General features: G+C 41.1%; 23 protein-coding genes. 1 reads left to right on the forward strand and 22 read right to left on the reverse strand.

Annotated elements, in window-relative coordinates:
* Window positions 1-26: 26 nt before the first annotated feature.
* Together RB215_RS16140 and fdxA are read right to left on the reverse strand one after the other, a co-directional pair.
* Window positions 27-2,273 (reverse strand): DUF5916 domain-containing protein, encoded by a 2,247-nt coding sequence (locus RB215_RS16140; protein WP_309217443.1) that lies wholly within the window; start codon window positions 2,271-2,273, stop codon window positions 27-29.
* Between the two features lie 146 nt (window positions 2,274-2,419).
* A complete protein-coding gene (fdxA, locus tag RB215_RS16145; RefSeq protein ID WP_011330038.1) occupies window positions 2,420-2,743 on the reverse strand; it encodes a ferredoxin FdxA in 324 nt (107 codons plus the stop codon).
* 194 nt (window positions 2,744-2,937) lie between these two features.
* Between fdxA and RB215_RS16150 the strand changes: the two genes are divergently transcribed.
* The gene (locus tag RB215_RS16150) at window positions 2,938-4,548 is read left to right on the forward strand and encodes an NAD(P)/FAD-dependent oxidoreductase (RefSeq protein ID WP_309217445.1); all 1,611 of its coding nucleotides are present in this window, start codon (window positions 2,938-2,940) and stop codon (window positions 4,546-4,548) included.
* A gap of 90 nt (window positions 4,549-4,638) precedes the next feature.
* Here RB215_RS16150 and RB215_RS16155 read toward each other — a convergent pair whose 3' ends face one another.
* From RB215_RS16155 to RB215_RS16250, 20 genes are all read right to left on the reverse strand, one after another.
* Window positions 4,639-5,940, reverse strand: a complete 1,302-nt coding sequence (locus tag RB215_RS16155; RefSeq protein ID WP_011330036.1) for a DEAD/DEAH box helicase — start codon at window positions 5,938-5,940, stop codon at window positions 4,639-4,641.
* Between the two features lie 90 nt (window positions 5,941-6,030).
* Window positions 6,031-7,260, reverse strand: coding sequence for a beta-ketoacyl-ACP synthase (locus tag RB215_RS16160; RefSeq protein WP_208833953.1), 1,230 nt, complete (start codon window positions 7,258-7,260; stop codon window positions 6,031-6,033).
* The gene (locus RB215_RS16165) at window positions 7,260-7,985 is read right to left on the reverse strand and encodes a 3-ketoacyl-ACP reductase FabG2 (protein ID WP_011330034.1); all 726 of its coding nucleotides are present in this window, start codon (window positions 7,983-7,985) and stop codon (window positions 7,260-7,262) included. The genes RB215_RS16160 and RB215_RS16165 overlap by 1 nt, the downstream gene beginning before the upstream one ends.
* Window positions 7,982-8,452 (reverse strand): hotdog family protein, encoded by a 471-nt coding sequence (locus RB215_RS16170; RefSeq protein ID WP_041454930.1) that lies wholly within the window; start codon window positions 8,450-8,452, stop codon window positions 7,982-7,984. Before RB215_RS16170 ends, RB215_RS16165 begins: the two co-directional genes overlap by 4 nt.
* Window positions 8,445-9,617 (reverse strand): beta-ketoacyl-ACP synthase, encoded by a 1,173-nt coding sequence (locus RB215_RS16175; RefSeq protein ID WP_041454929.1) that lies wholly within the window; start codon window positions 9,615-9,617, stop codon window positions 8,445-8,447. The genes RB215_RS16170 and RB215_RS16175 overlap by 8 nt, the downstream gene beginning before the upstream one ends.
* Window positions 9,614-10,033 carry a DUF3261 domain-containing protein gene (locus tag RB215_RS16180; RefSeq protein ID WP_231613330.1) on the reverse strand — a complete coding sequence of 140 codons (420 nt, stop codon included), beginning with the start codon at window positions 10,031-10,033 and terminating at the stop codon, window positions 9,614-9,616. The genes RB215_RS16175 and RB215_RS16180 overlap by 4 nt, the downstream gene beginning before the upstream one ends.
* Window positions 10,034-10,175: 142 nt before the next feature.
* On the reverse strand, window positions 10,176-11,471 hold the full coding sequence (locus tag RB215_RS16185; RefSeq protein ID WP_011330030.1) for an NAD(P)/FAD-dependent oxidoreductase: 1,296 nt from the start codon (window positions 11,469-11,471) through the stop codon (window positions 10,176-10,178).
* A gap of 1 nt (window position 11,472) precedes the next feature.
* Window positions 11,473-13,734, reverse strand: coding sequence for a transporter (locus RB215_RS16190; RefSeq protein ID WP_309217446.1), 2,262 nt, complete (start codon window positions 13,732-13,734; stop codon window positions 11,473-11,475).
* A 40-nt stretch (window positions 13,735-13,774) separates the two neighbouring features.
* Complete coding sequence (locus tag RB215_RS16195; protein ID WP_011330028.1) at window positions 13,775-14,314, reverse strand: outer membrane lipoprotein carrier protein LolA; 540 nt, start codon at window positions 14,312-14,314, stop codon at window positions 13,775-13,777.
* Between the two features lie 21 nt (window positions 14,315-14,335).
* The gene (locus RB215_RS16200; RefSeq protein ID WP_011330027.1) at window positions 14,336-14,764 is read right to left on the reverse strand and encodes a thioesterase family protein; all 429 of its coding nucleotides are present in this window, start codon (window positions 14,762-14,764) and stop codon (window positions 14,336-14,338) included.
* The gene (gene hutH / locus RB215_RS16205) at window positions 14,757-16,301 is read right to left on the reverse strand and encodes a histidine ammonia-lyase (protein ID WP_011330026.1); all 1,545 of its coding nucleotides are present in this window, start codon (window positions 16,299-16,301) and stop codon (window positions 14,757-14,759) included. Before hutH ends, RB215_RS16200 begins: the two co-directional genes overlap by 8 nt.
* Window positions 16,302-16,303: 2 nt before the next feature.
* The gene (locus RB215_RS16210) at window positions 16,304-17,263 is read right to left on the reverse strand and encodes an acyltransferase (protein WP_011330025.1); all 960 of its coding nucleotides are present in this window, start codon (window positions 17,261-17,263) and stop codon (window positions 16,304-16,306) included.
* A complete protein-coding gene (locus RB215_RS16215) occupies window positions 17,253-18,002 on the reverse strand; it encodes a glycosyltransferase family 2 protein (RefSeq protein WP_011330024.1) in 750 nt (249 codons plus the stop codon). The genes RB215_RS16210 and RB215_RS16215 overlap by 11 nt, the downstream gene beginning before the upstream one ends.
* A complete protein-coding gene (locus RB215_RS16220) occupies window positions 18,003-18,362 on the reverse strand; it encodes a thioester dehydrase (protein ID WP_011330023.1) in 360 nt (119 codons plus the stop codon).
* On the reverse strand, window positions 18,346-19,725 hold the full coding sequence (locus RB215_RS16225; RefSeq protein ID WP_309217447.1) for an AMP-binding protein: 1,380 nt from the start codon (window positions 19,723-19,725) through the stop codon (window positions 18,346-18,348). Before RB215_RS16225 ends, RB215_RS16220 begins: the two co-directional genes overlap by 17 nt.
* Window positions 19,718-20,284 (reverse strand): hypothetical protein, encoded by a 567-nt coding sequence (locus RB215_RS16230; protein ID WP_086995804.1) that lies wholly within the window; start codon window positions 20,282-20,284, stop codon window positions 19,718-19,720. Before RB215_RS16230 ends, RB215_RS16225 begins: the two co-directional genes overlap by 8 nt.
* Window positions 20,285-20,288: 4 nt before the next feature.
* Window positions 20,289-20,534 (reverse strand): acyl carrier protein, encoded by a 246-nt coding sequence (locus tag RB215_RS16235; RefSeq protein ID WP_011330020.1) that lies wholly within the window; start codon window positions 20,532-20,534, stop codon window positions 20,289-20,291.
* Window positions 20,535-20,559: 25 nt separating this feature from the next.
* Window positions 20,560-20,817, reverse strand: a complete 258-nt coding sequence (locus RB215_RS16240; protein ID WP_011330019.1) for a phosphopantetheine-binding protein — start codon at window positions 20,815-20,817, stop codon at window positions 20,560-20,562.
* On the reverse strand, window positions 20,814-21,599 hold the full coding sequence (locus RB215_RS16245; protein ID WP_309217449.1) for a lysophospholipid acyltransferase family protein: 786 nt from the start codon (window positions 21,597-21,599) through the stop codon (window positions 20,814-20,816). The genes RB215_RS16240 and RB215_RS16245 overlap by 4 nt, the downstream gene beginning before the upstream one ends.
* Window positions 21,592-22,305 carry a beta-ketoacyl synthase chain length factor gene (locus RB215_RS16250; protein ID WP_309217450.1) on the reverse strand — a complete coding sequence of 238 codons (714 nt, stop codon included), beginning with the start codon at window positions 22,303-22,305 and terminating at the stop codon, window positions 21,592-21,594. Before RB215_RS16250 ends, RB215_RS16245 begins: the two co-directional genes overlap by 8 nt.
* Window positions 22,306-22,409: the final 104 nt, after the last annotated feature.

Raw genomic sequence — 22,409 nt, forward strand, 5'->3', positions numbered from 1 at the left:
TTCATTATTATCTAATTAAGTGCATTTTAAAGCTGCCATGCGTAACTGACTTTAGTAAAAAAGGTGCGCTGGTCGCGCTCTAAGCTTTTAAGTGAATCATCTTGGTAACCTTTATCTGAATACCCTAAGTAAAATAATGTTTGCGCATTAATTTTGTACGAATAAACGAGTTGGCTGCCGTAATCTTTATTAGTTTGGTTCACTTGATAAAAATAAGCATTTTCGTTGCGATCAATATCTTCAAATTGCCAAATAAGCTTTAGCATTGAGCGCATATTAAATTTATAGTAAAGCCTAAAATCAATTAGGTTAGCTGTAAAAACACGCTCCCCTTGTGGGTTGTCTAATTGGCTGTAGCTATGCTTTATGTCAACTTGCCAATGATTGTTTATATCCCACACCGCTTGAGTTTGGGTATCAAAGGCGTCACCTAGTTGCTCATTACTGTAGTCAATGCGACTCCCGTATTCAACATACAAAGATAGCCTGAGATCTTTTGTTGGTTTAAATCCGCTGTAAATATAACCAATGTTTTGATTGTAAAAATTAGTGTTATAATTTTCATACCTATGTATCAGCCCTATTTCGAAAATAGACTGTTTTTGGCCTTTAAAGCTTAAATAACCTTCGTACTCTTGCTCAAGTAAATCGCCATTTTTCGCCCAGGTTTTATCCCAATCAGCTACATATGACCAAGAGGTAACTAAATCATTTTCATCTCGATACCAGGTTTGCCCGCCTCCTAAAATAACTTTTTCGTAATCGACCTTAGCTTGATAGCCTAAATCGGCACGATAATCTGCGCCAATATTTTCGTACTCTGCGAATAATTTATAATCGCGTTTATCGCGGGTGAGCTTAATTGCATACGCTTGATCGGATTGTGCTTGTGATAGGTTATAATTTTCAACTAAAAATGCTGAGTTGCGGGTATCACTGCTCGCAACTTGATAACTTAAGGTGTCTGATTGATTAAACCAGTAACTACCGTCAACTGATAAAACCGTATTGCGATAGTCATCACCTTCACGATGCGTACTTGAAACCCCTATAGTGCTTTGCTGGCCAATATCGTACTGGTAACGCGCCACTGCCACTTTGGTATTTTCGTTTAAGCTTGCAAATCCTGAGCCCTGATTAGTTGGCAGTAAAATATTGCTATTGTCGTCATCGGCAAACATCACCGCATAACTGTGATTAGCTGTTTTGCCGGTTAATTTAGCGCCTAGATTAGGCTCTGCAATGGTGCGAGTATATAAAAGCTCAAATAAACTACTTTTAAAATATGACGCACCGTCTAAAAAAAACGGCCGTTTTTCTTCATAGTATATAGAGTAAGTGGTATTAATATCCAGTGCCAGAGAGTCGGTTTCCACTTGCGAGAAGTCTGGATTTATAGTGGCGTTTATAACGGCGTCTTGGCTTAAGCCCCAGCGTAAATCTATACCCACTTCGGCGTTTACATCGCCATTTTCCCAATCACCCGGTAACTGTGATTTGGTATCGTTACGCAGCGCAGTTAAAGTAGGCGTTAATTGCAGGTTTTTGCTGGCCGTTATTTTTTCAAAGCCGGTAAGTTTATCAAACTGACAAAGGCTGCACTTAATATCGCGATCAAACCCAATGTTTGATAACTGATAAAGCACATCTCGTTGATAATTGCGCATTAGGGCAAAACCCCAGGTTAATTGCTCTTTATTTTGTGCAAAACGCAGCGCTTTAAAAGGAATACGCATTTCTACCACATAACCTTGCTCAGTAATCTTGCCTGCGCTATCCCAAATGGCATTCCAAGAAAGGTCTTGTTGCCAGCCATCGGTGTCGGTCATGCGAATATCGCCCTGAGCCCCTAGCGGGTTCACATAAAATTCATAACCAGAGCGCTCATCATTAAAGGTATCAATTACTAGTGCCACGGTGTCATCTTGCCACAGAGTATCGCGATCTCGCAGTGCAGCGCGAATGTGCGTTGGGTCAGGATCGTGTGCAACAAACGCTACATATAAGTTACTGCCGTCTTCGTATATATAAGCATCGGTTTTTACCGGTGGCGTACCTTTTTCATTTGGTTCATCTTGAAACTGCAATGCAATGCGCGTGGCATCTTGCCAATGCGCCTCATTCATTACCCCATCTACTGTTATATTTTTATTAATACGCGTGAGTGAATAGTGTTGTTTATTGGCAAGCGCGCTTGGAGTGGTGAGTAAAAGAAAGAAAAAGCTTAAAATAAAGAACACTGATTGTTTTTTTATTATTATTAAGTACTGCATAAACATCCATTTAGACTTAAATTACTCAATAAGAGTAATTTCTGGCGTGGATTGTAGTTTATACCAATGGATTTGTTAATACCTTGCAAAAAGTTTTTTGCATAACATTAACTAATTAATAATAAAGAAGTATTTAAGCGCAGCGATTAGGTTTCAATAAGCTTGAGCTTATCAGCAATACCATTCCACTCATCAGCATCGGCTGGGGCTGGTTTTGCCTGCGTAATGCGTGGCCATATAAGTGCAAGCTCGGCATTTAGTTCGGTAAACTCTTGTTGTGACTCTGGTAATTCATCTTCTTGATAAATAGCATCAGCTGAACATTCAGGTACGCATAAACCACAGTCAATGCAATCAATTGGGCTTATAGCTAAAAAGTTAGGGCCTTCAAAAAATGCATCTGCTGGGCACACTGATACGCAATCTGTGTACTTACATTTAATACAGTTTTCGGTGACTACAAATGCCATAATGGTTCAATGCCTAAGGTTTTATAACGACAACGGCGGATCATACCCAACCAAGGCTAAAATACAATATATAAGTGCCATAATAGCGTAATTTAACGTAAAATAAGCGCCTTATGTTTTGTGGTGCAATTTGCGCTACTTCCCTTATTGTGAGCGGTAATTAAAAGCCCGCTAAGACACCTAAAAGAGACAAAATGATACGTTTAACCGAAATAAAACTACCGCTAGATCATGACGAGAATGCAATTAAAGATGCCATTGTCAGTAAGCTAAAAATAACGCCAGAACAGTTACATAGTTTTAATGTGTTTAAACGTGGTTACGATGCCCGTAAAAAAACAGCTATTTTACTTATTTATACCTTAGATATAAGCGTTGATAACGAAGAGCAGTTACTCACAACTTTTGCCAAAGATCAGCATGTAAAAGTAGCACCCGACACCGCTTATAAGTTTGTTGCCCAGGCAAATAACGATTTAAAAGAGCGCCCTGTCGTAATAGGCTTTGGCCCTTGTGGTTTATTTGCAGGTTTAGTGTTGGCACAAATGGGCTTTAAGCCAATTATATTAGAGCGTGGTAAAGAAGTACGCGAGCGCACTAAAGATACCTTTGGTTTTTGGCGTAAGCGCGCACTAAATACCGAGTCAAATGTACAATTTGGTGAAGGCGGCGCAGGTACATTCTCCGACGGTAAATTATACAGCCAAGTAAAAGATCCAAAACATTATGGCCGTAAAGTTATTACCGAGTTTGTTGCCGCTGGCGCGCCAGAAGAAATTTTATACGTAAGTAAGCCACACATAGGAACCTTTAAACTGGTAACTATGATTGAAAAAATGCGCGCGCATATTGTAGAACTTGGCGGCGAAATTCGCTTTAGCACTCGCGTAGACGACATTCATTTAGAAGACGGCCAAGTAACGGGCTTAACCTTGTCAAATGGCGAGCAGCTAAATACCCGCCATGTAGTGCTTGCTGTGGGTCACAGTGCCCGTGATACCTTTGATATGCTATATAAAAAAGGTATTTACATGGAAGCTAAACCATTTTCGGTGGGCTTTAGGATCGAGCATAAGCAATCTATGATCGATGAGTGCCGTTTTGGCGACAATGCAGGTAACCCCATTTTAGGCTCTGCTGATTACAAACTAGTTCACCACTGTGATAATGGCCGTACCGTATATAGTTTTTGTATGTGCCCAGGGGGGACTGTGGTTGCAGCCACCTCTGAAGAAGGCCTAGTTGTTACCAATGGTATGAGCCAATATTCTCGTAGTGAGCGCAATGCAAACAGCGCTATTGTTGTAGGTATTTCGCCAGAGCAAGACTTCCCGGGTCACCCATTAGCGGGTATTGAGTTACAACGTAAACTTGAAAAACAAGCATACGAACTTGGCGGCAGTAATTACGATGCGCCAGCACAACTTATTGGCGACTTTTTAAAGGGTAAATCGTCATCAACTTTAGGCGATGTGCAATCATCTTACACGCCGGGTATTAAATTAACCGATTTAGCAGATGTATTACCTAAATATGCAATTGATGCTCTGCGTGAAGCAATTCCGGCATTTAATAAGCAAATTCGTGGTTTTTCAACTAATGATGGCTTACTAACAGGGGTAGAAACACGTACCTCTTCGCCGGTAAGTATTAAGCGCGATAAAACACTTCAAAGTATTAATACTAAAGGGCTTTACCCTTCTGGCGAAGGCGCAGGCTATGCCGGTGGTATTTTATCGGCAGGTATTGATGGTATTAAAGCCGCTGAAGCGGTGGCGCTTTCAATGCTAGAAAACGCAAAATAAGCGTTTTATTAATTTAAGCCATAAAAAACCTGAGCAAGCTCAGGTTTTTTTGTAACTGCAAATAACCATATTAGGTTAGCGCATTATTAATTACTTTTTAAGCGACAGTTTTTCGCCTTTTAAGCTTTTACGTATTTTAGATATACGTGAGCGATTTACTGCTCTTGCTTCGCCAGTTGCTTGACCAGATGGCTTATTAGCACGAGTACGACGTAAGTGTGCAGGCTTTTTGCCAATTTTATCAATTAATACTTCACGGTTACTTACTGCATAGCCTTCTAAGTAAACACGTTTAATTTTTTGACCAATTAAGGTTTCAATTTCAAACAACATGTTTTCTTCTTCACGGCTTACAAACGAAATTGCTTGGCCTTCTTTACCTGCGCGGCCAGTACGACCAATACGATGTACGTAGTCCTCTGCAAGCCAAGGTAAGTCAATATTAATTACACGCGGTAAACCGTCTATATCAATGCCACGCGCCGCAACTTCTGTTGCCACTAATACACGTACTTTACCTTCTTTAAATTCACGCAGCGCACGACGTCGATTACCTTGTGACTTATCGCCATGACAAACCGCAGCCGGAATACCATCAAGGTTAAGCTCTGTTACTAGCTCATCGGCTGTTTCTTTCATGTTTACAAATACTAACACTTGCTGCCAGTTTTTCTTACCAATTAGCTCAGAAAGCAGCTCTTGCTTACGGCGCTCTTCAACTGGGTAAACCACATGCGCTACAGTGCTAGCAGTACTGTTTGTTTGATCAACACGTACTATTTCTGGCTGTTTTAATACTTTAGATGCAAACTGTTTAATTGCTGCTGGGAAAGTGGCTGAAAACAACAAGATTTGACGATCGTCAGCGCAGCTTTTTATAACGCCCTGCATCTCTTCAATAAAGCCCATATCGAGCATACGGTCGGCTTCATCAAGTACTAAGTGCTTTACGCTGGCAAGGCTTAAGTTACCTAAGCGAATATGATCAAGTAAACGCCCTGGCGTTGCTACTACAATATCAACACCTTCTTTAAGTGCATTAGCTTGGCCTGCGGTGTTAACACCGCCAAATAAGCTGACTACTTTTAACGAAGTATGTTTTGCGAAGTCTTTAAAGTTATTTGCTATTTGCTCTGCAAGTTCGCGCGTAGGCGCTAAAACTAAAGCATGCGGAGCATTAGTAGTGCTTACTTCAGACTCAAATAATTTTTGAATAATTGGTAGCGCAAACGCGGCGGTTTTACCCGTCCCCGTTTGTGCACTTGCTAAAACGTCTTTACCTTTACGAACAGCAGGAATTGCTGCGCGCTGAATGGGCGTAAGGGTGTGATAGTTAAGTTCGTCTAACGCCTGAACAAGTTCAGGAGCAAAACTAAAAGATTTAAAATTCATGGTATATAACCTGCGGCCACATTATCAAGGGTCGCAAATTATACAGTAAAAAAGTGCTAACAGTTAGTCATTACTTTACTTTTGCATGCTTTAATCTGTTTTATAGCGTTTAAATATTAAAGAGGTATTAATACCGCCAAAAGCAAAGTTATTACTCATTACATAATCGGTGTTAATTTCTCGCCCTTGCTCTGTTATGTAGTCAAGTTGAGCGCACTCGTTATCCACCTCGGTGAGGTTTATTGTGGGGGCAAACCAGTTATCATTCATCATATTAATCGTCGCCCACGCTTCAATAGCACCGCATGCGCCCAAAGTGTGGCCTAAATAACTTTTTAAAGAGCTAATGGGTTTTGCCCCTAATGCGTTAAAAGTGGCATGCGACTCTGCTATATCGCCTCGATCGGTTGAGGTGCCATGCGCACTTACATAACCAATTTGCTCGGCGGTTAAATTAGCATCGTGTAGGGCTTGTTCAATCGCTATTTGCATTGTTTTAGAGGTAGGTTGAGTAACATGCTCACCATCACTATTACAACCAAAACCAACCACCTCTGCCAGTATAGTGGCACCGCGCGCTTTTGCGTGTTCATACTCTTCTAAAATCAGTGTGCCAGCACCTTCGCCAATCACTAATCCATCACGGTCTTTATCAAATGGCCTGGGGGTTAACTTGGGTGTGTCGTTTTTTGTACTGGTAGCATATAAGGTATCAAATACTGCGGCTTCGGTAATACATAACTCCTCTGCACCACCAGCAACCATCACCTTTTGACGACCAAATTTTATTGCTTCATAGGCATAACCAATACCTTGTGAGCCTGAGGTACAAGCTGAGCTTGTGGTGATCACTCGCCCTTTTAAGCCAAAAAACACTCCAACATTAACCGGAGCAGTATGCGCCATCATTTGAATATAACTAGTGGCTGTTACCCCAGACATAGAGCCCGACTCCATCATATTAGCAAACGCGAGTAACGGCGGGGTTGACCCTATAGATGAACCATAAGAAACCCCCGTAGAGCCATCGGTTAAGCTACTATGATTGAGTAACTGGGCTTGCTCTAACGCGCACTCTGTAGCGCGTGTTGACATAAGCGCCACTCGCCCCATTGAGCGTATTTGTTTACGTTTATAATGACTCGGTCGCTCAAAATGAGTAACCGGCGCCGCTAAACGCGTATTAAGCTCTGGTGCTTTGTCCCACTGTGGCATAGTGGTCACTGCATTTTCGCCTCTGATCAGTGCTTGTTTAAATACCGACCATTCATCGCCAAGTGCGGTGATCACCGACATACCTGTCACTACAACGCGCTTCATTACACCATACCGCCGTTAACTGAAATGACTTGGCGGGTAATGTAGGCCGCATCATCTGAGATTAAAAATGCCACAGTACCCGCAACTTCCTCTACTGTGCCCATACGCTTAAGCGGGATCATTTTTAGCATTTCGTCTACCGGTAACTCGTCAGTCATTGCGGTTTCTATTAACCCAGGTGCAACGCAGTTTACGGTTATTTTTCGCTTAGCCAACTCTAACGACAACGCTTTTGTAGCGCCAATAATACCGGCTTTTGCCGCACTGTAATTTACTTGCCCACGGTTACCGGCAATGCCCGATACAGAAGCCATGGTTACAATACGCCCACCTTTACGGTTTTGCACCATAGGCATTACCGTGGGGTGCACCACATTATAAAAGCCATCAAGCCCGGTACGAATAACGCAATCCCAGTCCTCGCCTTGCATAGCCGGAAACGCCATATCATTGGTAATACCTGCGTTACATACCACGCCATAATAAGCACCATGCTGGGCTATGTCTTGCTCTATTTGTGCTTTGGCGGCGGCTCTGTCGCATACATCAAATTGTAATAAGCTAGTAGCTTGGCCTAATGCCTGTATTGCTGTGCAAGTTGCTTGTGCATCTGCCACACCACTTTTACAATGCACTGTAATGTCATACCCTTGGGATGCTAATTTAAGCGCAATAGCCCTGCCTATGCCACGGCTTGAACCTGTGACTAAAATTCGTTTTGTCATTGATTATCTCTTATAAATTCCAGCGGATTTTCGGGCTGAAAAACATTAATTTTTGCTTCACATGCTAATGTATCGCCGTGGATTATTTGGCATTCAAACACACTCAATCCCGACTCTTCTTGATATAGCTTATGCACTTTAATAGTTAAACTACTATTAACTTTAAAACACGCTTGATGGGTTTGATATTTACGCGTACCAATTAAAAAGCCTATTTTAGGAAGCTCATTTGCATCGTTTGCTAATGCGCCTGCGTAAGCGGCTATTGACTGCGCCATATACTCAACCCCAATATAACTGGGTACACCGGCAATATCGGCATTATAAAACGCACTTTGCGGTGTAATCGTTACCTGGCAACGCGCACTCTCGGCGCTATAATGCGTTAAAGTGTCAATTAAAATCATTGGTGCGTCGTGGGCAAGCAACTGCTCAATTGCGTAATGATTACTGCTCAGCTCATTCATCGGCAATACCTAAAATTAAACTGGCGTTATTGCCACCAAAGGCAAATGAGTTTGACAAGCAGTAACGCAATTTGGGCTTAAATGCTTGTTTTATTATTTTTACATCGGCCAAGTTACCGCCTGTTGATAATACGTTATACGGCAATGCATACTGGCCTTGCTCTTTAAGAAGTAGCCAGCATAGCGCGGCTTCAATTGCGCCTGCAGCTCCTAAGGTATGCCCAGTTAAGTGCTTGCTTGAGCTAAGTGGCGTATTGTTGCCAAACACACGATTAATTGCAAGTGCCTCCATTTCATCATTTTTTAGCGTTGCGGTACCGTGTGCATTTATGTAGTCAATTTCATGGGCAGCTAATTGCGCTTGTTTTAGTGCTTTTTGCATTGCAGATTGCGCGCCCATACCATTGGGATCGGGCGCTGAAATATGATGTGCATCAGAGCTTTCGCCGCCACCGTACAGTGCAATTGCTTTATCTGTAATTGCGCTTACGCCTTTACTCATTACAAATAATGCTGCACCTTCACCAATATTAATGCCGTCTCGGTTACTTGAAAACGGCTGGCAAACTCCGCTACTTAACGACGCTAACGAATCAAAACCATTGAGAGTAAGTTGGCATAGGGTGTCAACGCCACCGCATATAACAACATCGGCCATATCAGCTTTTAGCAGTGCGCGGGCACTTAGCAATGCTTTTGCGCTTGATGTACAGGCTGTAGAAATACTATAACAGGGTCCTTTTGCATCAAGCTTTTGCGCAATATAGTGTGCTGGGGTGGCAAGTTCTTGTTCATAATAATGAAAGTCATTTGGCCATTGCGCTGTGTGTTCAAAATGAGCACGAGCCCGTTCACCATCTGCAATACCCGAAGTACTCGTGCCTAACACCACCGCAATACGGGATTTATCGATATGCGAAAATTGCTCAATAGTTGTTTGTAGTTGCGCTAAGCACATATCAATAAAGGTATTTATTCGTTTTTTTTGCGCCAACGCAACCGAGGTTACTTGGCCAACATATAACGGCTGTTGTTGCGCGCTAAGTGTAGAATTTATAGTTAATATAGGCGTTGCAGAGTTATAACTGTTTAAGCTATCGAGAGTTGCCTGCGGGCCTACTCCCATCGCACTAACAATACCTAAGTTATTTAGCCAATATGTCACTGAGTTACCTTTTTAAATATTATTTTATAATCACGTACAATATTATGCAGCGTAATTGCATCATCGTTATAGTCAATGGTGATCAGGGTTTTATGATTTTGTAGTACTTGTCTGTGTGTGCCTACTTGCTCCACCAGTGCGCCGCTCAGCTGCTCATTTATAAACGCGACAGGCCAATGTACTAAGGCAATGTCGGCCAATACATAAGCAGGATTTATATCGACGCCTACAAGCATTTTTTTAGCTTTAATTGGCTCTTTGGGTGATTTTTCAAGCTCTACAATTGGAAAGCCCTGGCTGGTCATCATCAGCAACTTGACCCCTCCCGCCTCATTAACCGCTAATTGCGATAACAAGGTATGCTGCTCTTGCCCAGTGGTAATAAATAACACTTGTTGCCAAGAGCGGCCATACATTGATGGCGCCATGCTATTTAAATTTAGGCTAGCCGCAGGTGCTATGCTTATAGCTGCACTGGAACTAAACTGACTCGCACAGGCTGACAGCACTATGCAGGTTAGCAATATCAGCGCACGCTGGAGTATTAATTTCAACATATTAGGTTCGGCACAGCTGAGCTAGCACATTTAAGCGGCGCTCACTTTGTGCAACAAATGGGTTACTCGTGTCCCATGCGTATCCGGCTAAAATTGCACTGATCATTTCTCGCACTTGTTTGTTTTGCTCTGTATGAAATATTACGTCTTGAAAGCGCGTATCGTACCAGCCTGTAACAAAAGTTCTAAAACAGTTAACTCCCGCTTGTAGCGGTTTTGCATAATGCTGCTCAAAGTCAATCGTCTCACCTTTTAAATACTGATCGACCAAAGGTGCAATTAAACTTGCTGATTTAAGCGCAATGGTTACTCCTGATGAAAACACCGGATCTAAAAACTCTCCCGCATTGCCTAATAGCGCAAAGTGCTGTCCATACAGCTTACTCACATTAGAGGAGTAGCCTGTTATGCTACGAGCTGGCCCAATTAATTCGCGTTTAGCTAGCAGTGCTTTTAAATGTGGATCTTGTTCTAAAAAGCGATTTAACATTACCTCTGCTTCGTCGTCATTAAAGCGCTCAGACTCTGCTACAACACCAATACTTGCGGTGCCATCACTAAAGGGAATTAGCCAATACCATATATCTCGGTGCTCTGGGTGTACGGTAATGAGGATTTTATTACGATCAAAATTTTCATCGCTAATATTATCTACAAAGTGGCTAAAATAAGCACTGCGTACCGGAAAGTTAGAAGGTAACTCTAAGTTTAGTAGTTTAGGTAATACTCGGCCAAAGCCGCTGGCATCTAACACAAAGCGTGCTTGAACTTGGTAAGGCTGCTGCTGCGCGTCGTGTACTAATAAGGTTGCACCACCATTTTTATCGGTACTATCTTTATTGGTATTACCTTTATCGGAACTGTTTTCAAAAACATCAGTAACCTTGTAGTCTTTAACACTGTGCTGATAACGAATAACAGCCCCTTGCAGCTGTGCATTATCGGCTAGTAATTTATCAAACAGCCCTCTTTTCACTTGATAAGTAGTACCTGGCCCTGGTGATGATTTTTCGGTAAAATTAATAGCGGTATTTTCACCCGCTCGATGAAACGCAGCGCCGTTTTTAAACTGAAACCCCAAACTAGCAGCGTGTTCATGCAATGGAGCGACTAAATTAGCGTCGGCCAAATACTCCATACATTGCGGTAACAAGCTCTCACCTATAGTAAAGCGCGGAAAAATCTGTTGCTCAAGTACTAATACTCGCCAGCCTTTTTGCACTAAAAGGCTACTTGCAAGTGCGCCAGAGGGGCCCGCACCAATTACAACAACATCAAACTGCTCAGGGTTATTCACTTTATCCTTCCTTTTGCGAGGGTAATACACTCAGCGGCGATAAAATATATACCGCTAAAATCCCTACCATTACGGTAAGTCCAAAACTAAAAATAGCAGGGGTGCTTGAGGCACTTAACATACCAAACACCCACATAGAAGACGCTGCAGATAAACTAATTGCCAATATATTTTTTGGCTGTAACTTATTTATTTGATAAAAAACAAGGTAGTCAATAGCTAAGGCTACCACTAGCAACGCGCCCAACATATTAAATAACGACAGGCTGCCTTGAATTGCATTACACACCCACAGCATGCTAACAACTACTAATAACAAACTTAACAGTTGTAAAGTGGCAATTTTTACGCCAAAACGCCAACTAAAAAGTAACCAACAAATGGCCCCTGCAAGCACTAAGCTTAACAATAAGTATGCTCGGTAATCGCTTAATAACGCACTAATTTGCTGCGGTTTATTATATAGCAATAAGCCATCATCTTTTAAAAGCGCGGCGCTTAAGCTCTGTGTATTAATATTGGTAATTGTCATCCAGGTTATGGCTTGCTGCGGCTCAACATGCATTTGCGCTAACAATAAGGGTTTAAATTCGCTATTTAATAATGCGTTATAGGTAATAAATTGCGCGGGGCCGCTACTTAATTGCCGCCCAGTTAATTGCTCGCTTAGTGCAAATACACCACTTTTTTTAGCTTGATTAAACACCGCTAAATTATTTTTTTGCTGCTCAATACTAGGCAGCCATCGGTTAATGGCATTGTGTTTAATATGCGGGTTACTCGCGGTTAAATCGCTAACTAACCGCTGTTGTTTTTGTAACACGTGTTGTGCATTGTCGCCAATAATAAATACTATATGGCTGCGCCATTGATCTAGTAAAGTTAAGTGTTTTTTTTCACTTGCCATTAGCTGCTCAGAGCTGGCATTAAGCAATCTAATATCATCATTAAACTCAATCGGTTTTAATACCAATAAGCTTGCAAGCACTATACTTAGCACAATAAACAGTGGTTTTTTTATTTTATTACAGTACAAAAACACCCGCGTTATTTTTTTACTGAGTAATAAACTTGATGTCGATACACGCAGTGTTTGCTGCCAAAATGGTAAAATTAACACAGTAAACAGCCATGCACTAAATAAGCCCGCTATAACAAACACAGCCACTTGCGCTAATAAGGTTAACGGTGCACCTAATAAGCAGCTGTAGCCTAATGCAGTCGTAATAAAAGAGAGTAATAACGCTGATTTCACCCCTTTGCTATAGCCGTTAGAAGAGGCTTGCTGTGCAGTTTCATTTGCTACTTTGGCTAAATCGGTCATGCCATGAAAGGCGTAATCAATAGCAATGCCTATTAAGGTTACGGCAAATACCAAGGTTAATAAGTGAATGCTGTTAAACACCAATAACATAACAATAGCGCCGCCCATTAATGCGCTAAGCACTGTAAAGCTCGCTAATAAAATACTGCTAATCGCTCTAAATACCCAAAACACCATAACCATTAGTGCCATTAGGCTAATACCACCAAACAAACTCATTTCGTATTTTGCTTGTTGGGCATTTTCAGCCGTATGAAACAGCACCCCTGAATAGGAAATAGTGGTATTTGGGTGCGCTTTACTTAGGGTGTTTATTTGCGTTTTAATTTTAGCAGCTAAGCTAATTGCATTATTAATGCTCAAGTTTGGCTCTGGCAGTGTGGCAAAAAGCATTGCATATTCAACCCCCTCATACTGGCGAGTGAGGCGGTTTTGTTTAATAGTAAAAACTTGGCTTTGGCTTAAGTTTTCGCTAATAAAGCCAGCTAAACTTAAACTAATATCAGTACTTAATGTAGCACTAACAAATGGCGATCCTAACTGATTTAATTGCTGCAGGTAAAACTGCTCAAAGCTGGCTTTGTCTGCTATTTTTTGCTTATAGGGCTTACTTAATAGTGCATATTTATAAGGCGCAAATGTGGTTGTTAAAGCGTTTATAGAGGGAAAATTAAATGTGCTTGTTATACCTTGCTGCTCAAGCCAATTGTTAAATTCATCGTGGGCGTTATTTTTTTGCTCACCAGCAAATGAAAACACCACACGGTGGGCATTTTTTTCAAAAAACAGCTGTTCGCCATAAGCTAATTGAGAATGCGATTTTGGCAGCAAACTAAACATATCAGCACTAAATGTAGGTTTAGTCAGCCAAAATATACTGGTTAAAAGCAAAATTAAACCACTAAACCAAATAAAAACAATGCCAATTCGTTTCTTCAATCCACTATTCCATTAATTAACTATTTAAACGATTGAGCCGTTAAGGCTGCTCAGGGTAACTAAACTCAATAGTTGTTTTACTACCTGAATGCTCATAAAGGATGATGCTGTGTACCGTTTTATCACTTTCACACAAAGTAAAGTGGCTAAATAATTGCTGTAACAACGCTTCTTTTGGGGTTAGTTGCAGGCAATTGTTTTGCGCTTTTATACTAAAGCGTGTTGCAAGGGCGCTCATATCTACACTGAGTAAGTCAGTTAAAAGCCCTACAAACTGCTCACTGCCTGGCTGTGGTACAAACTCCCCTTTAGCATTTTCAACCAATACCTGGCCATTTTCTACAATCAATGCGCTTTTTACCGGTTGTTCTACTTGCCATACTAGCTTTTTGGCATTTAGAGAAAACACTCCAGAGGAGACGAACGGCGATGCAAAACCAGCAAGTTGTTTATATTGTTTAAACTCACCCGTTACTGTATCAGCCTTTAATGTGGTATTTACCTGCGATACAGTGTTTGCTTGCAATGCACTACAAAATAGCAGCAATACGCTGGTTATAAATAATTTAAACATTGTCATTCCTTCTCCTTTAATTGCCAGCTACTTTAAAAAAGGGGCTAGTTTTTCATAAAGTATTGGGGGTGAAACAAATTGCATTTCTTTGGAGCTAATTTCTACCGCCACTTGTGTAGTGGACGCCTTGGTAATGCGCTTATTACTGATTGCATCGGTAATAACATAATCAATACGTAAGCGGTTTTCATACTCTTTTAAATACGCTGCCACTTTAATTTTTTGTGTAAATACAGCTGATGCTACGTATTTAATTTGCATATCAACAATGGGCCACGCAAATCCAGAGTCTTTCATTTGCAGGTAGTCGTAGTCAAATATTCTGAGTAACTCACAACGAGCAATTTCTAAATAGCGTGGGTAATTACCATGCCACACTACATTCATTGGATCGCAATCATGAAAAGGGATTTCTATTTCTACGCTGTGCGAAAGTAATGCGCCTTTATTATTCATAAAGCGCCCAGCGTTTGCTTTGAATATAGCTAATAGTTTGTCTTAGCACCGCTTCCATTGGTCTGTCTTCGGTCAGGTTTTCAAAGTAACCTGTTATATCGCTATACATATGCTGCATATCGTCAGTTAAACTCGTAAATTCTAATTCGCCTTGTTTAATTCGCAGCCTTAACCCTTGAATAGCGGCTAATAAGGTACTGGCCATCACTTGCTCGGTAAGCTGTAAAATACGTAAACAATCGCGCGAGGCTATGGTACCCATACTTACTTTGTCTTGATTGTGACACTCGGTAGAGCGCGAAAATACACTGGCAGGCATAGTTAATTTTAATGCCTCAGCAGTATAAGCACTGGCACCAATTTGTACCGCTTTAAAACCATGATTTATATAACGACGCTCAGGGGCACTGTCTGATAAATTAGACGCCAAACCATTGTTATATTTAGTATCAACCAATGAGGCTATTTGTCGATCGGCTAAATCAGCTAAGTTAGCTACTGCGGTTTTCATGCTGTCCATTGCCATGGCAATGTGGCCGCCATAAAAATGCCCGCCGTGCAGTACATGCTCCCCTTCGCCATCAATAATTGGGTTGTCGTTGGCTGAGTTTAATTCGTTTTCGATCATTTGCCTAAAAAACGGCAAGCTGTCTTGCAGCACACCAATAACATGCGGTGCACAGCGAATTGAGTAGCGATCTTGCAGGCGGTCGGCATTACGTGGATGGTCGTGATGATTTAAATCATCTCTGATCCAACGTGCTATTTGCTGCTGCCCTGGGTGAGGTTTTACCGAGAATAAAATTTCATCAAAATGATGGCTATTTCCTTTGAGCGCTAAGCTAGCAATGGCGGTAATACGACTGGCTAATTTGGCTAAATAATTGGCTCTGTCGAAGGCTAAGCAGGCTAATGCGGTCATTACCGCGGTGCCATTCATTATTGCAAGGCCTTCTTTTGGGCGCAGCACGAGCGGCGTTAAGCCAACTTCTTGCATTACCGCTAAGCTATTACGTACGGTGTCTTTATAATATACGTCGCGCTCGCCTATCATAGCACCAGCAACATAAGATAATGGCGTTAAGTCGCCACTGGCACCTACCGATCCCTCTTGAGGAATAACCGGTACAATATCGTGATTTAAGTAGTCGCGCAGTAAATTCAGCATTTCCCAGCTAATACCCGAGTAGCCTTGCGATAAAGACGTAAGCCGCGTGGCTAAAATTGCTCGTCCTTGTACTTTATTAAATACGTCGCCTAGTCCACATCCATGAAATCGCGTTAAATGTAGGGGGAGTTCATCTACTAAATTTAATGGTACTGCTACGGTTACTGAGTCGCCATAACCGGTCGTTACACCGTAAATAACGCCGTCTTCTTTTAATAATGTATCTAAAAAACTCAGCGCACTATTAATTTTGCTACTAAATTCGCTGCAACCACTAATTTGCACTTGGGTGTGGTTATGTGCAATATCAACAATGTTTTCGATTGATAATCGCTGCTGACCAAAAAGCTGTGTGTTTTGAACTGGCACTTCTATTTCTCCTTTGCTTGATCGCGGGCGACTTGCTGATCATTTTGCCAAAAATCGTAAAAATTAAACCATTGATAAGGATATTGCGCCGCATAGTGACCTAAACGCTGCGCATAGTCTGTAATAACTTGGTTTAAAATTGCCTGTCGTTGGGTGCGTGGCATTTTTAAGCTATTGCTGTATTGCTCAAATATTACGTGGTACTTATTGATTTTCTTATCTTTTAAACAAAACAAAAAATAAACTGGGCAATCAAGTAATGCCGCTAAAATAAAAGGTCCTTGAGAAAACGGGGCTGGCTTGTCTAAAAAAGGCACTTGTACAGAGCGCGCGGCAGTGGTGGTACTGGTGCGATCGCCAACAATAACAATAATTTCGCCTTGCTCAATTTTTTCTTTCAATAAAATAGCTAAACCTGGGCCTAAGTCAGTTACTTGAATTAAATTAACCGCTACGTTGGGGTTAATTTTTTTCAGCATTTTATTAAATTCAACTGCATGATGAGTAAACACCAGCACATTAATAACTTTGCCACTGCGATGTTGGCTAAGCGCTCGGCACACTTCTAAATTACCCAAATGCGAGCCAATAAAAATAGCCCCTTGGCGTTGCTCATTTAATTGGCTAAATAAATGCTCGTTGGTATATTCAATATCACTTAAGCTAATACGCCCAAGCCAACCATCTATTTTATCAAAGGCGCTGTCGGCAAAACTACAAAAGTGCTTTAGTTGCTGCTTAAGTGTCACGCTTTGCCCAGTGCCGGTGTACAAATTAACTTGCTGTAAAAACTGTTTTGAAGCAGCACGGGCAACCCTACCAGTAATAAAGAGATACACCACCACAGGAAACAAAATTAGCCACAGCCCTTTGCGACCCAGTATTTTATGTGTAAATAGCAGAGTTTGAATGCCTAAATAATTACCGCGCTCTTGCATTTTAGACCAATGTTTAACGGCCATAACGTCTCTTTAATTTGTGTGCTATAAGCCAAGGCGAGCGCACTAACATACCAAAAAACAATCGCGTGTGTAGCCAAGATATACGCACGTTGTCGTGCAATGGCTGAAAATGAGAAAGCCCATTTTCTGGATAGATCACTTGGCTAGGTAAAAATATAAACGGCACATTACGCCAATATAAACGCACTAATATTTCAGGATCAAAGTCCATCCGCTTGCCCAGCTTAACTTCTTTTAACAGTTTTTCGCAGGCTCCCAGCGGATACACTCTAAAGCCACACATAGAGTCAACAATTTCAAAACTAAGGGTTTCAATCCATACCCACACATGGGTTAAGTACCGTGCTAAATAGCGATGCTTAGGCACTGAAGCGTCGTATATTGGGCAACAGCTTACTAATGCCTGTGGATTGGCGTTTGACAGGCGCAAAAGCTGCGCTAAATCGGCCAAGTTATGTTGGCCGTCGGCATCAACTTGAATAGCATGGGAATACCCTTGCTGATACGCATAATGCAAACCGCTTTGTACCGCCCCACCTTTACCTTGGTTGTGCTCATGGGTAACAATGGTAAGTAACGGGTGCTGCTGTGTAAGTGCAGAAAACACTGCTTTAGCTGCCTCATTACTTGCATCATCTACCATAATAATTGGTAAGTTATATTCAGCTAGGCTGGTTAATACCGCCGCTATCACAGAGGTATGATTGTAGTTTGGAATGACAATACAAAACTTATTCATTTAAACAACACTTTCAAAAACAATCCGCCCAGACGCATGTTGCCCCTTAGCCGAGCGATAAGAAAACACATACTTATTAAGCGCTTTTTGCTCTATGGCTAATACCATAGTAAGGCCTGGCGTAATCACCACCTGAAACTTTAGCACTTCGACATTCTTTACCGCTAATTGAATATTATACTGCTTACAAATTGCAGCAACCGCCCAATCTAGCTGCACTACGCCTGCTAAAATAGGGCCGTCTTTAAAATGGCCATTAAAGTAATCTAAATCCTTGGGCACAAATAAACTTAATTGATAACCTTGCTCGGTTTGCTCACATTTAAGTAGTTGCGGCTGCGTTTTAATCAACTTTGTCAAAAAGGTGCTCCAATGCTTTTAAGTTTAATTTAGCTTGGCTGTTATAAGGTAACTGCTCTATAAAACGCCACTTTTTAGGCGTACAAATGCGCTCAAAACGCGTTAGTGCATGCTCTTTTAAAAGCTTATTAGTGGCTAATTTACTTTCACTTTGTAAATGTTTTACCCCTTGCTGGCTAAGCACAACTACCGCACCTATTACTTGCCTTGCCCCAGGTAATACAATTACTTTAACGTCGTTTACCCACTCACTGCTTACTAGGTGGTGTTCTAGTTCATCCAAACTGAGGCGTTTTTCTTCTAATTTTATGATTCGGTCTAATCGACCAAGCAGTTTAAATTGACCACTTTTAAGCACCAAACCTCTATCGTCAAGCGGGTAATCTTTGTGGTTCACTAACGGTGAATTTAAAAGGAGTCTATCGTTTGTGCCAACACTCATTTTTATACCTGAAAACGGCTGCCACGAGCTCACGTTTTCAAGCGAGGTAACTTGTCGATACGCTATACCACCGGTTTCGGTACTGCCAAACACTTGTGTTATTGGTTTATTTAACTGACTGAATAGCGATACTGCATCTTCGTTTGCCAGCGGCCCACCAGATGAAAATATCCATTGTAAGTGAGATTTTTGTTCAATTAATACGTTGTCTGCGCGTAATCGTTTTAGCTGTGCTGGGCTAGAAATTAACACCACTTGTTTAGCGCCCTTGAGCTTGGCGGCTATATGCTCTGGGTAGTGCAGTAAGTCGGTATCAACGACATGTCCGGTACTAAGTGGCCATAACAACCTAAATAGCAGCCCGTAAATATGCTGATGCGATACGCTAGCAATAAACATTGGCATACATTTTAACGCATAACTGCTTGATAAAATGCTCAGCTCTTTATTAATTGTTTGCCACGACTTTACAATTGGCTTAGCTTTACCTGTTGATCCTGAAGTGTAAAACACCAAGTTCCCTTCTTTAGGCCAAACAAGTTGCGCTAAAGGAAAAAAGCCAGGCTGTTCAGGCAAGTTTTCTATATTGATAAAGTCAATACCCAGTGGTTCAACAAGCTCTGAGTCACCTAAAAAACAAGGCGTTTGCTGTAGTAAGGCTTTGAGTGTTTCGGGTTGACCATTAGGTGGCAGTATAACCGTGCAACCGCGCAAGGTGAGTGCCATTAAACTCACCGCAAACTTATAAGTGTTAGTGCTATATAACACCACAGATGTGGGCGCTGTGGCCGGTGAATACTTAGCTAATAGCCGATTAACATCGCTAACAAACTGGCGTTGTGTCACTGCCTTATTTTCATGATTAAAGCACACACTAACATTATTACTTTGAAATACTTTACTTTGAAAGGTACTAAACACGCGCTTTCCTTTTTACTTTTAGCCTGACTAGCCACTCTAAGGCAAACAACACGCCCATAGCTACATAGGCAATCACACCATTATAAAAAGCCCACACTGCCAAACTAGCAAACAGGCTGGTATATAAGGCAATACCACCATTAACTATAAAAAAAACGCACCACAACTGAGTTACTTTTTTAGTGTATTGCACACCTTGCTCATCGAGCTCAGGCTCAGTGATGCGGGCAAAGGTTTCTATTATTGATGGCCCTTTATAAAGTGAGTAGCTAAACACGAGCAACATCACAGTGTTAATAATCACCGGGTATAAACGTAAACCCACATCACTGTCGAACACTTTTGACAATACGATTGCTATCACAGCTAAAAATGTCGCTGGCTTTAACCACGGCATTTTGTCAAATAATGCTTTGCTTAACCACAAGCGTAGTGCAAGCAAAAATAATAATACGATCGATAGCAGTTGGCTATTAAACTGCGTCAGGCCCACATACACAATAACTGGGTAGCAGGCCAAACAAAGCATAATAAGGGTGGTTAACAAGGCTTTAAGCATTTATTTAGTTAACGAGCTTTTCTATTTCGCTAACTACATTTTGCACAGTACGTACTTGCTTAAATGCATCAGGATCAATTTTTTTACCGGTGATTTCTCTTAGTTTTACTACCAAGTCAACAGCGTCAATGCTGTCTAAATCAAGGTCTTGATATAAGTTGGCGTCTAGGTTTATGTCGGCTGGGTCTATCTCAAAATCGTTTTCTAAAATGCCGTGTAATACATCATAAATTTCAGCAGCGGTTTTCATTGTTATTCCTATATATTTTTATAATTTAAGAACGTGCTTGTTCTATAAAGTGTGCTAAAGAATTCACCGAGGCAAAGTGCGCTTTTGTTTGCTCTGAATTGGCATCTATTTTCACATCAAATTGTTTTTTTATTGCCAAACCAAGTTCTAGTGCATCTATGCTATCGAGCCCTAAACCATCAACAAATAATGCTTCATCATCAGCAATGTCTGCAGTTGTCATATCTTCTAGATCAAGGCTGGATATAATTAATTGTTTAATTTGTACTTTTAATTCAGTCATAAATTGCTCAGTTCTTCTGTAAAATAATGTTGTAAGCTGTTAGTTAAATGCCGAGATTGTATAGCGGGTGTGTCACTAACATAAGGCAGGTTACTGTTAAACTGCTTGCTGGCCAGCTGCAAGCTAAAGTGCGCTTGATAAGGCGCTACTTTATACCAAGGTGTACCCTTGGTTAAGGTATTAGGCTGCATTTTTATTAATACTGTAGCGATTGGCACATTACATCTAAGTGCTATATTGGCCGCTCCTCGTTTAAACTTAAGTGCAGTATGGGGCTGTGAACGTGTGCCTTCAGGAAAAACTATTAAGTTATTTCCTTTGCTTATACTGCGCTCACATTCACGTAATAAACCTTCTGGATCTTCGTTACTTATATAACCAGTACCTTTAATTACACCGCGCATAAATGGGTTTTTAAATAAATGGGCTTTTACTACGCAATCTGCATTTTTAATCACAGATATAAGCACAACCACATCAATTAAAGAGGGGTGATTGGCAAGTACTAATTTTCCGTTTAAATTAGCAAGCTGGGTTTTGTCTTTAATATTAAAACGAATAACGCCTGTGTAATGCATTAACCCAACAAAAAATTTAAAACAGTAATGTACTGTCGCTCTTGCTCTGTTTTTACGGGTGTTTACATCTGCTTCTAATACGTTTTGCAGCGGAAAAACCACTAATGTTAGTACTAAACCACCTATGCCAAACACGCTAAAACAAACACCGGTTGCAAGCACACGCCAACAAAGCCCTGTTATTCTTATAATGTGTTTAATCATGGTAGGTAAGTTGCCAATGATGAGCCAATGTAGTGTGGGTTAATATCGCACTTTTTTTATCGTGTAGGGCTTTAGCACCTTGCAGGCTCATTGGTAAGTTACTATTTTTTGCAGCAGGGTTAAGTACTTTATTTAAACTAAAGCACGGCTCATTTGCTTGAGCAAGGCGCACTATCATAGCAGTGGAATGAGTAATTTGTAGCTCGTCAGCAAATTGGTTATATATATCGGGGAGGATTTCATCGCTATGGACTACTAACATGTACGGCTCATTGCTATCAACAAGGCGAATGTAGGCCTCTACAATTGCACACATAAAACTCTCAGCCCCTGCTGCAATAGCATTCATTGCACAGGTATTACTTTTGATAATACTAAAAAGTCCGGCTGCGGCATTATGCACACTCAGGCCAAAACCTGTGGGCGATAATGGTTGCTGATTAACTATATCAACTAATAAATTGGCTGTTTTATGAAAGTCCCCGTGGCGCGATGAGAACACCGCCGATAAATTAGTATACTGATCAGCGCTACTTACTTGCTGGGCACTGTGTAATACCATTTTGCTAAAACGAGTCATACGCCGGCGTTGCATAGGTGCAACCCAATCAAGCGTTATAGGCGAGTTATCATACCAATGATCGCTTTCTATTTGTCGCTGTTCTGGCTGGATCCATGTAGCGAGTTGTTCAACAACAAATTTCACAAATATACATATTTAGTTAATGATAGGACGCAGGATCTTACATTTTTTAACAAAAAAAGTAAAATAAACAATAAAAAAAGCCAGCGCTGAATTTTCATTCAGCG

The sequence above is a fragment of the Pseudoalteromonas sp. HL-AS2 genome (assembly GCF_031198805.1).
Lineage (GTDB): Bacteria > Pseudomonadota > Gammaproteobacteria > Enterobacterales > Alteromonadaceae > Pseudoalteromonas > Pseudoalteromonas nigrifaciens.

Excerpts from the sequence above, each read along its gene's own strand:
- RB215_RS16215 (WP_011330024.1), bottom strand. The coding sequence starts at position 18,002 with ATGAATAAGTTTTGTATTGTCATTCCAAACTACAATCATACCTCTGTG.
- fdxA (WP_011330038.1), bottom strand. The coding sequence starts at position 2,743 with ATGGCATTTGTAGTCACCGAAAACTGTATTAAATGTAAGTACACAGAT.
- RB215_RS16165 (WP_011330034.1), bottom strand. The coding sequence starts at position 7,985 with ATGACAAAACGAATTTTAGTCACAGGTTCAAGCCGTGGCATAGGCAGG.
- RB215_RS16195 (WP_011330028.1), bottom strand. The coding sequence starts at position 14,314 with ATGACAATGTTTAAATTATTTATAACCAGCGTATTGCTGCTATTTTGT.
- RB215_RS16200 (WP_011330027.1), bottom strand. The coding sequence starts at position 14,764 with ATGAATAATAAAGGCGCATTACTTTCGCACAGCGTAGAAATAGAAATC.
- RB215_RS16235 (WP_011330020.1), bottom strand. The coding sequence starts at position 20,534 with ATGAAAACCGCTGCTGAAATTTATGATGTATTACACGGCATTTTAGAA.
- RB215_RS16240 (WP_011330019.1), bottom strand. The coding sequence starts at position 20,817 with ATGACTGAATTAAAAGTACAAATTAAACAATTAATTATATCCAGCCTT.
- RB215_RS16210 (WP_011330025.1), bottom strand. The coding sequence starts at position 17,263 with ATGGCCGTTAAACATTGGTCTAAAATGCAAGAGCGCGGTAATTATTTA.
- RB215_RS16180 (WP_231613330.1), bottom strand. The coding sequence starts at position 10,033 with ATGTATGGCCGCTCTTGGCAACAAGTGTTATTTATTACCACTGGGCAA.
- RB215_RS16150 (WP_309217445.1), top strand. The coding sequence starts at position 2,938 with ATGATACGTTTAACCGAAATAAAACTACCGCTAGATCATGACGAGAAT.
- RB215_RS16160 (WP_208833953.1), bottom strand. The coding sequence starts at position 7,260 with ATGAAGCGCGTTGTAGTGACAGGTATGTCGGTGATCACCGCACTTGGC.
- RB215_RS16245 (WP_309217449.1), bottom strand. The coding sequence starts at position 21,599 with ATGATTAAACACATTATAAGAATAACAGGGCTTTGTTGGCGTGTGCTT.
- RB215_RS16155 (WP_011330036.1), bottom strand. The coding sequence starts at position 5,940 with ATGAATTTTAAATCTTTTAGTTTTGCTCCTGAACTTGTTCAGGCGTTA.
- RB215_RS16140 (WP_309217443.1), bottom strand. The coding sequence starts at position 2,273 with ATGCAGTACTTAATAATAATAAAAAAACAATCAGTGTTCTTTATTTTA.
- RB215_RS16230 (WP_086995804.1), bottom strand. The coding sequence starts at position 20,284 with ATGCTTAAAGCCTTGTTAACCACCCTTATTATGCTTTGTTTGGCCTGC.
- RB215_RS16170 (WP_041454930.1), bottom strand. The coding sequence starts at position 8,452 with ATGAATGAGCTGAGCAGTAATCATTACGCAATTGAGCAGTTGCTTGCC.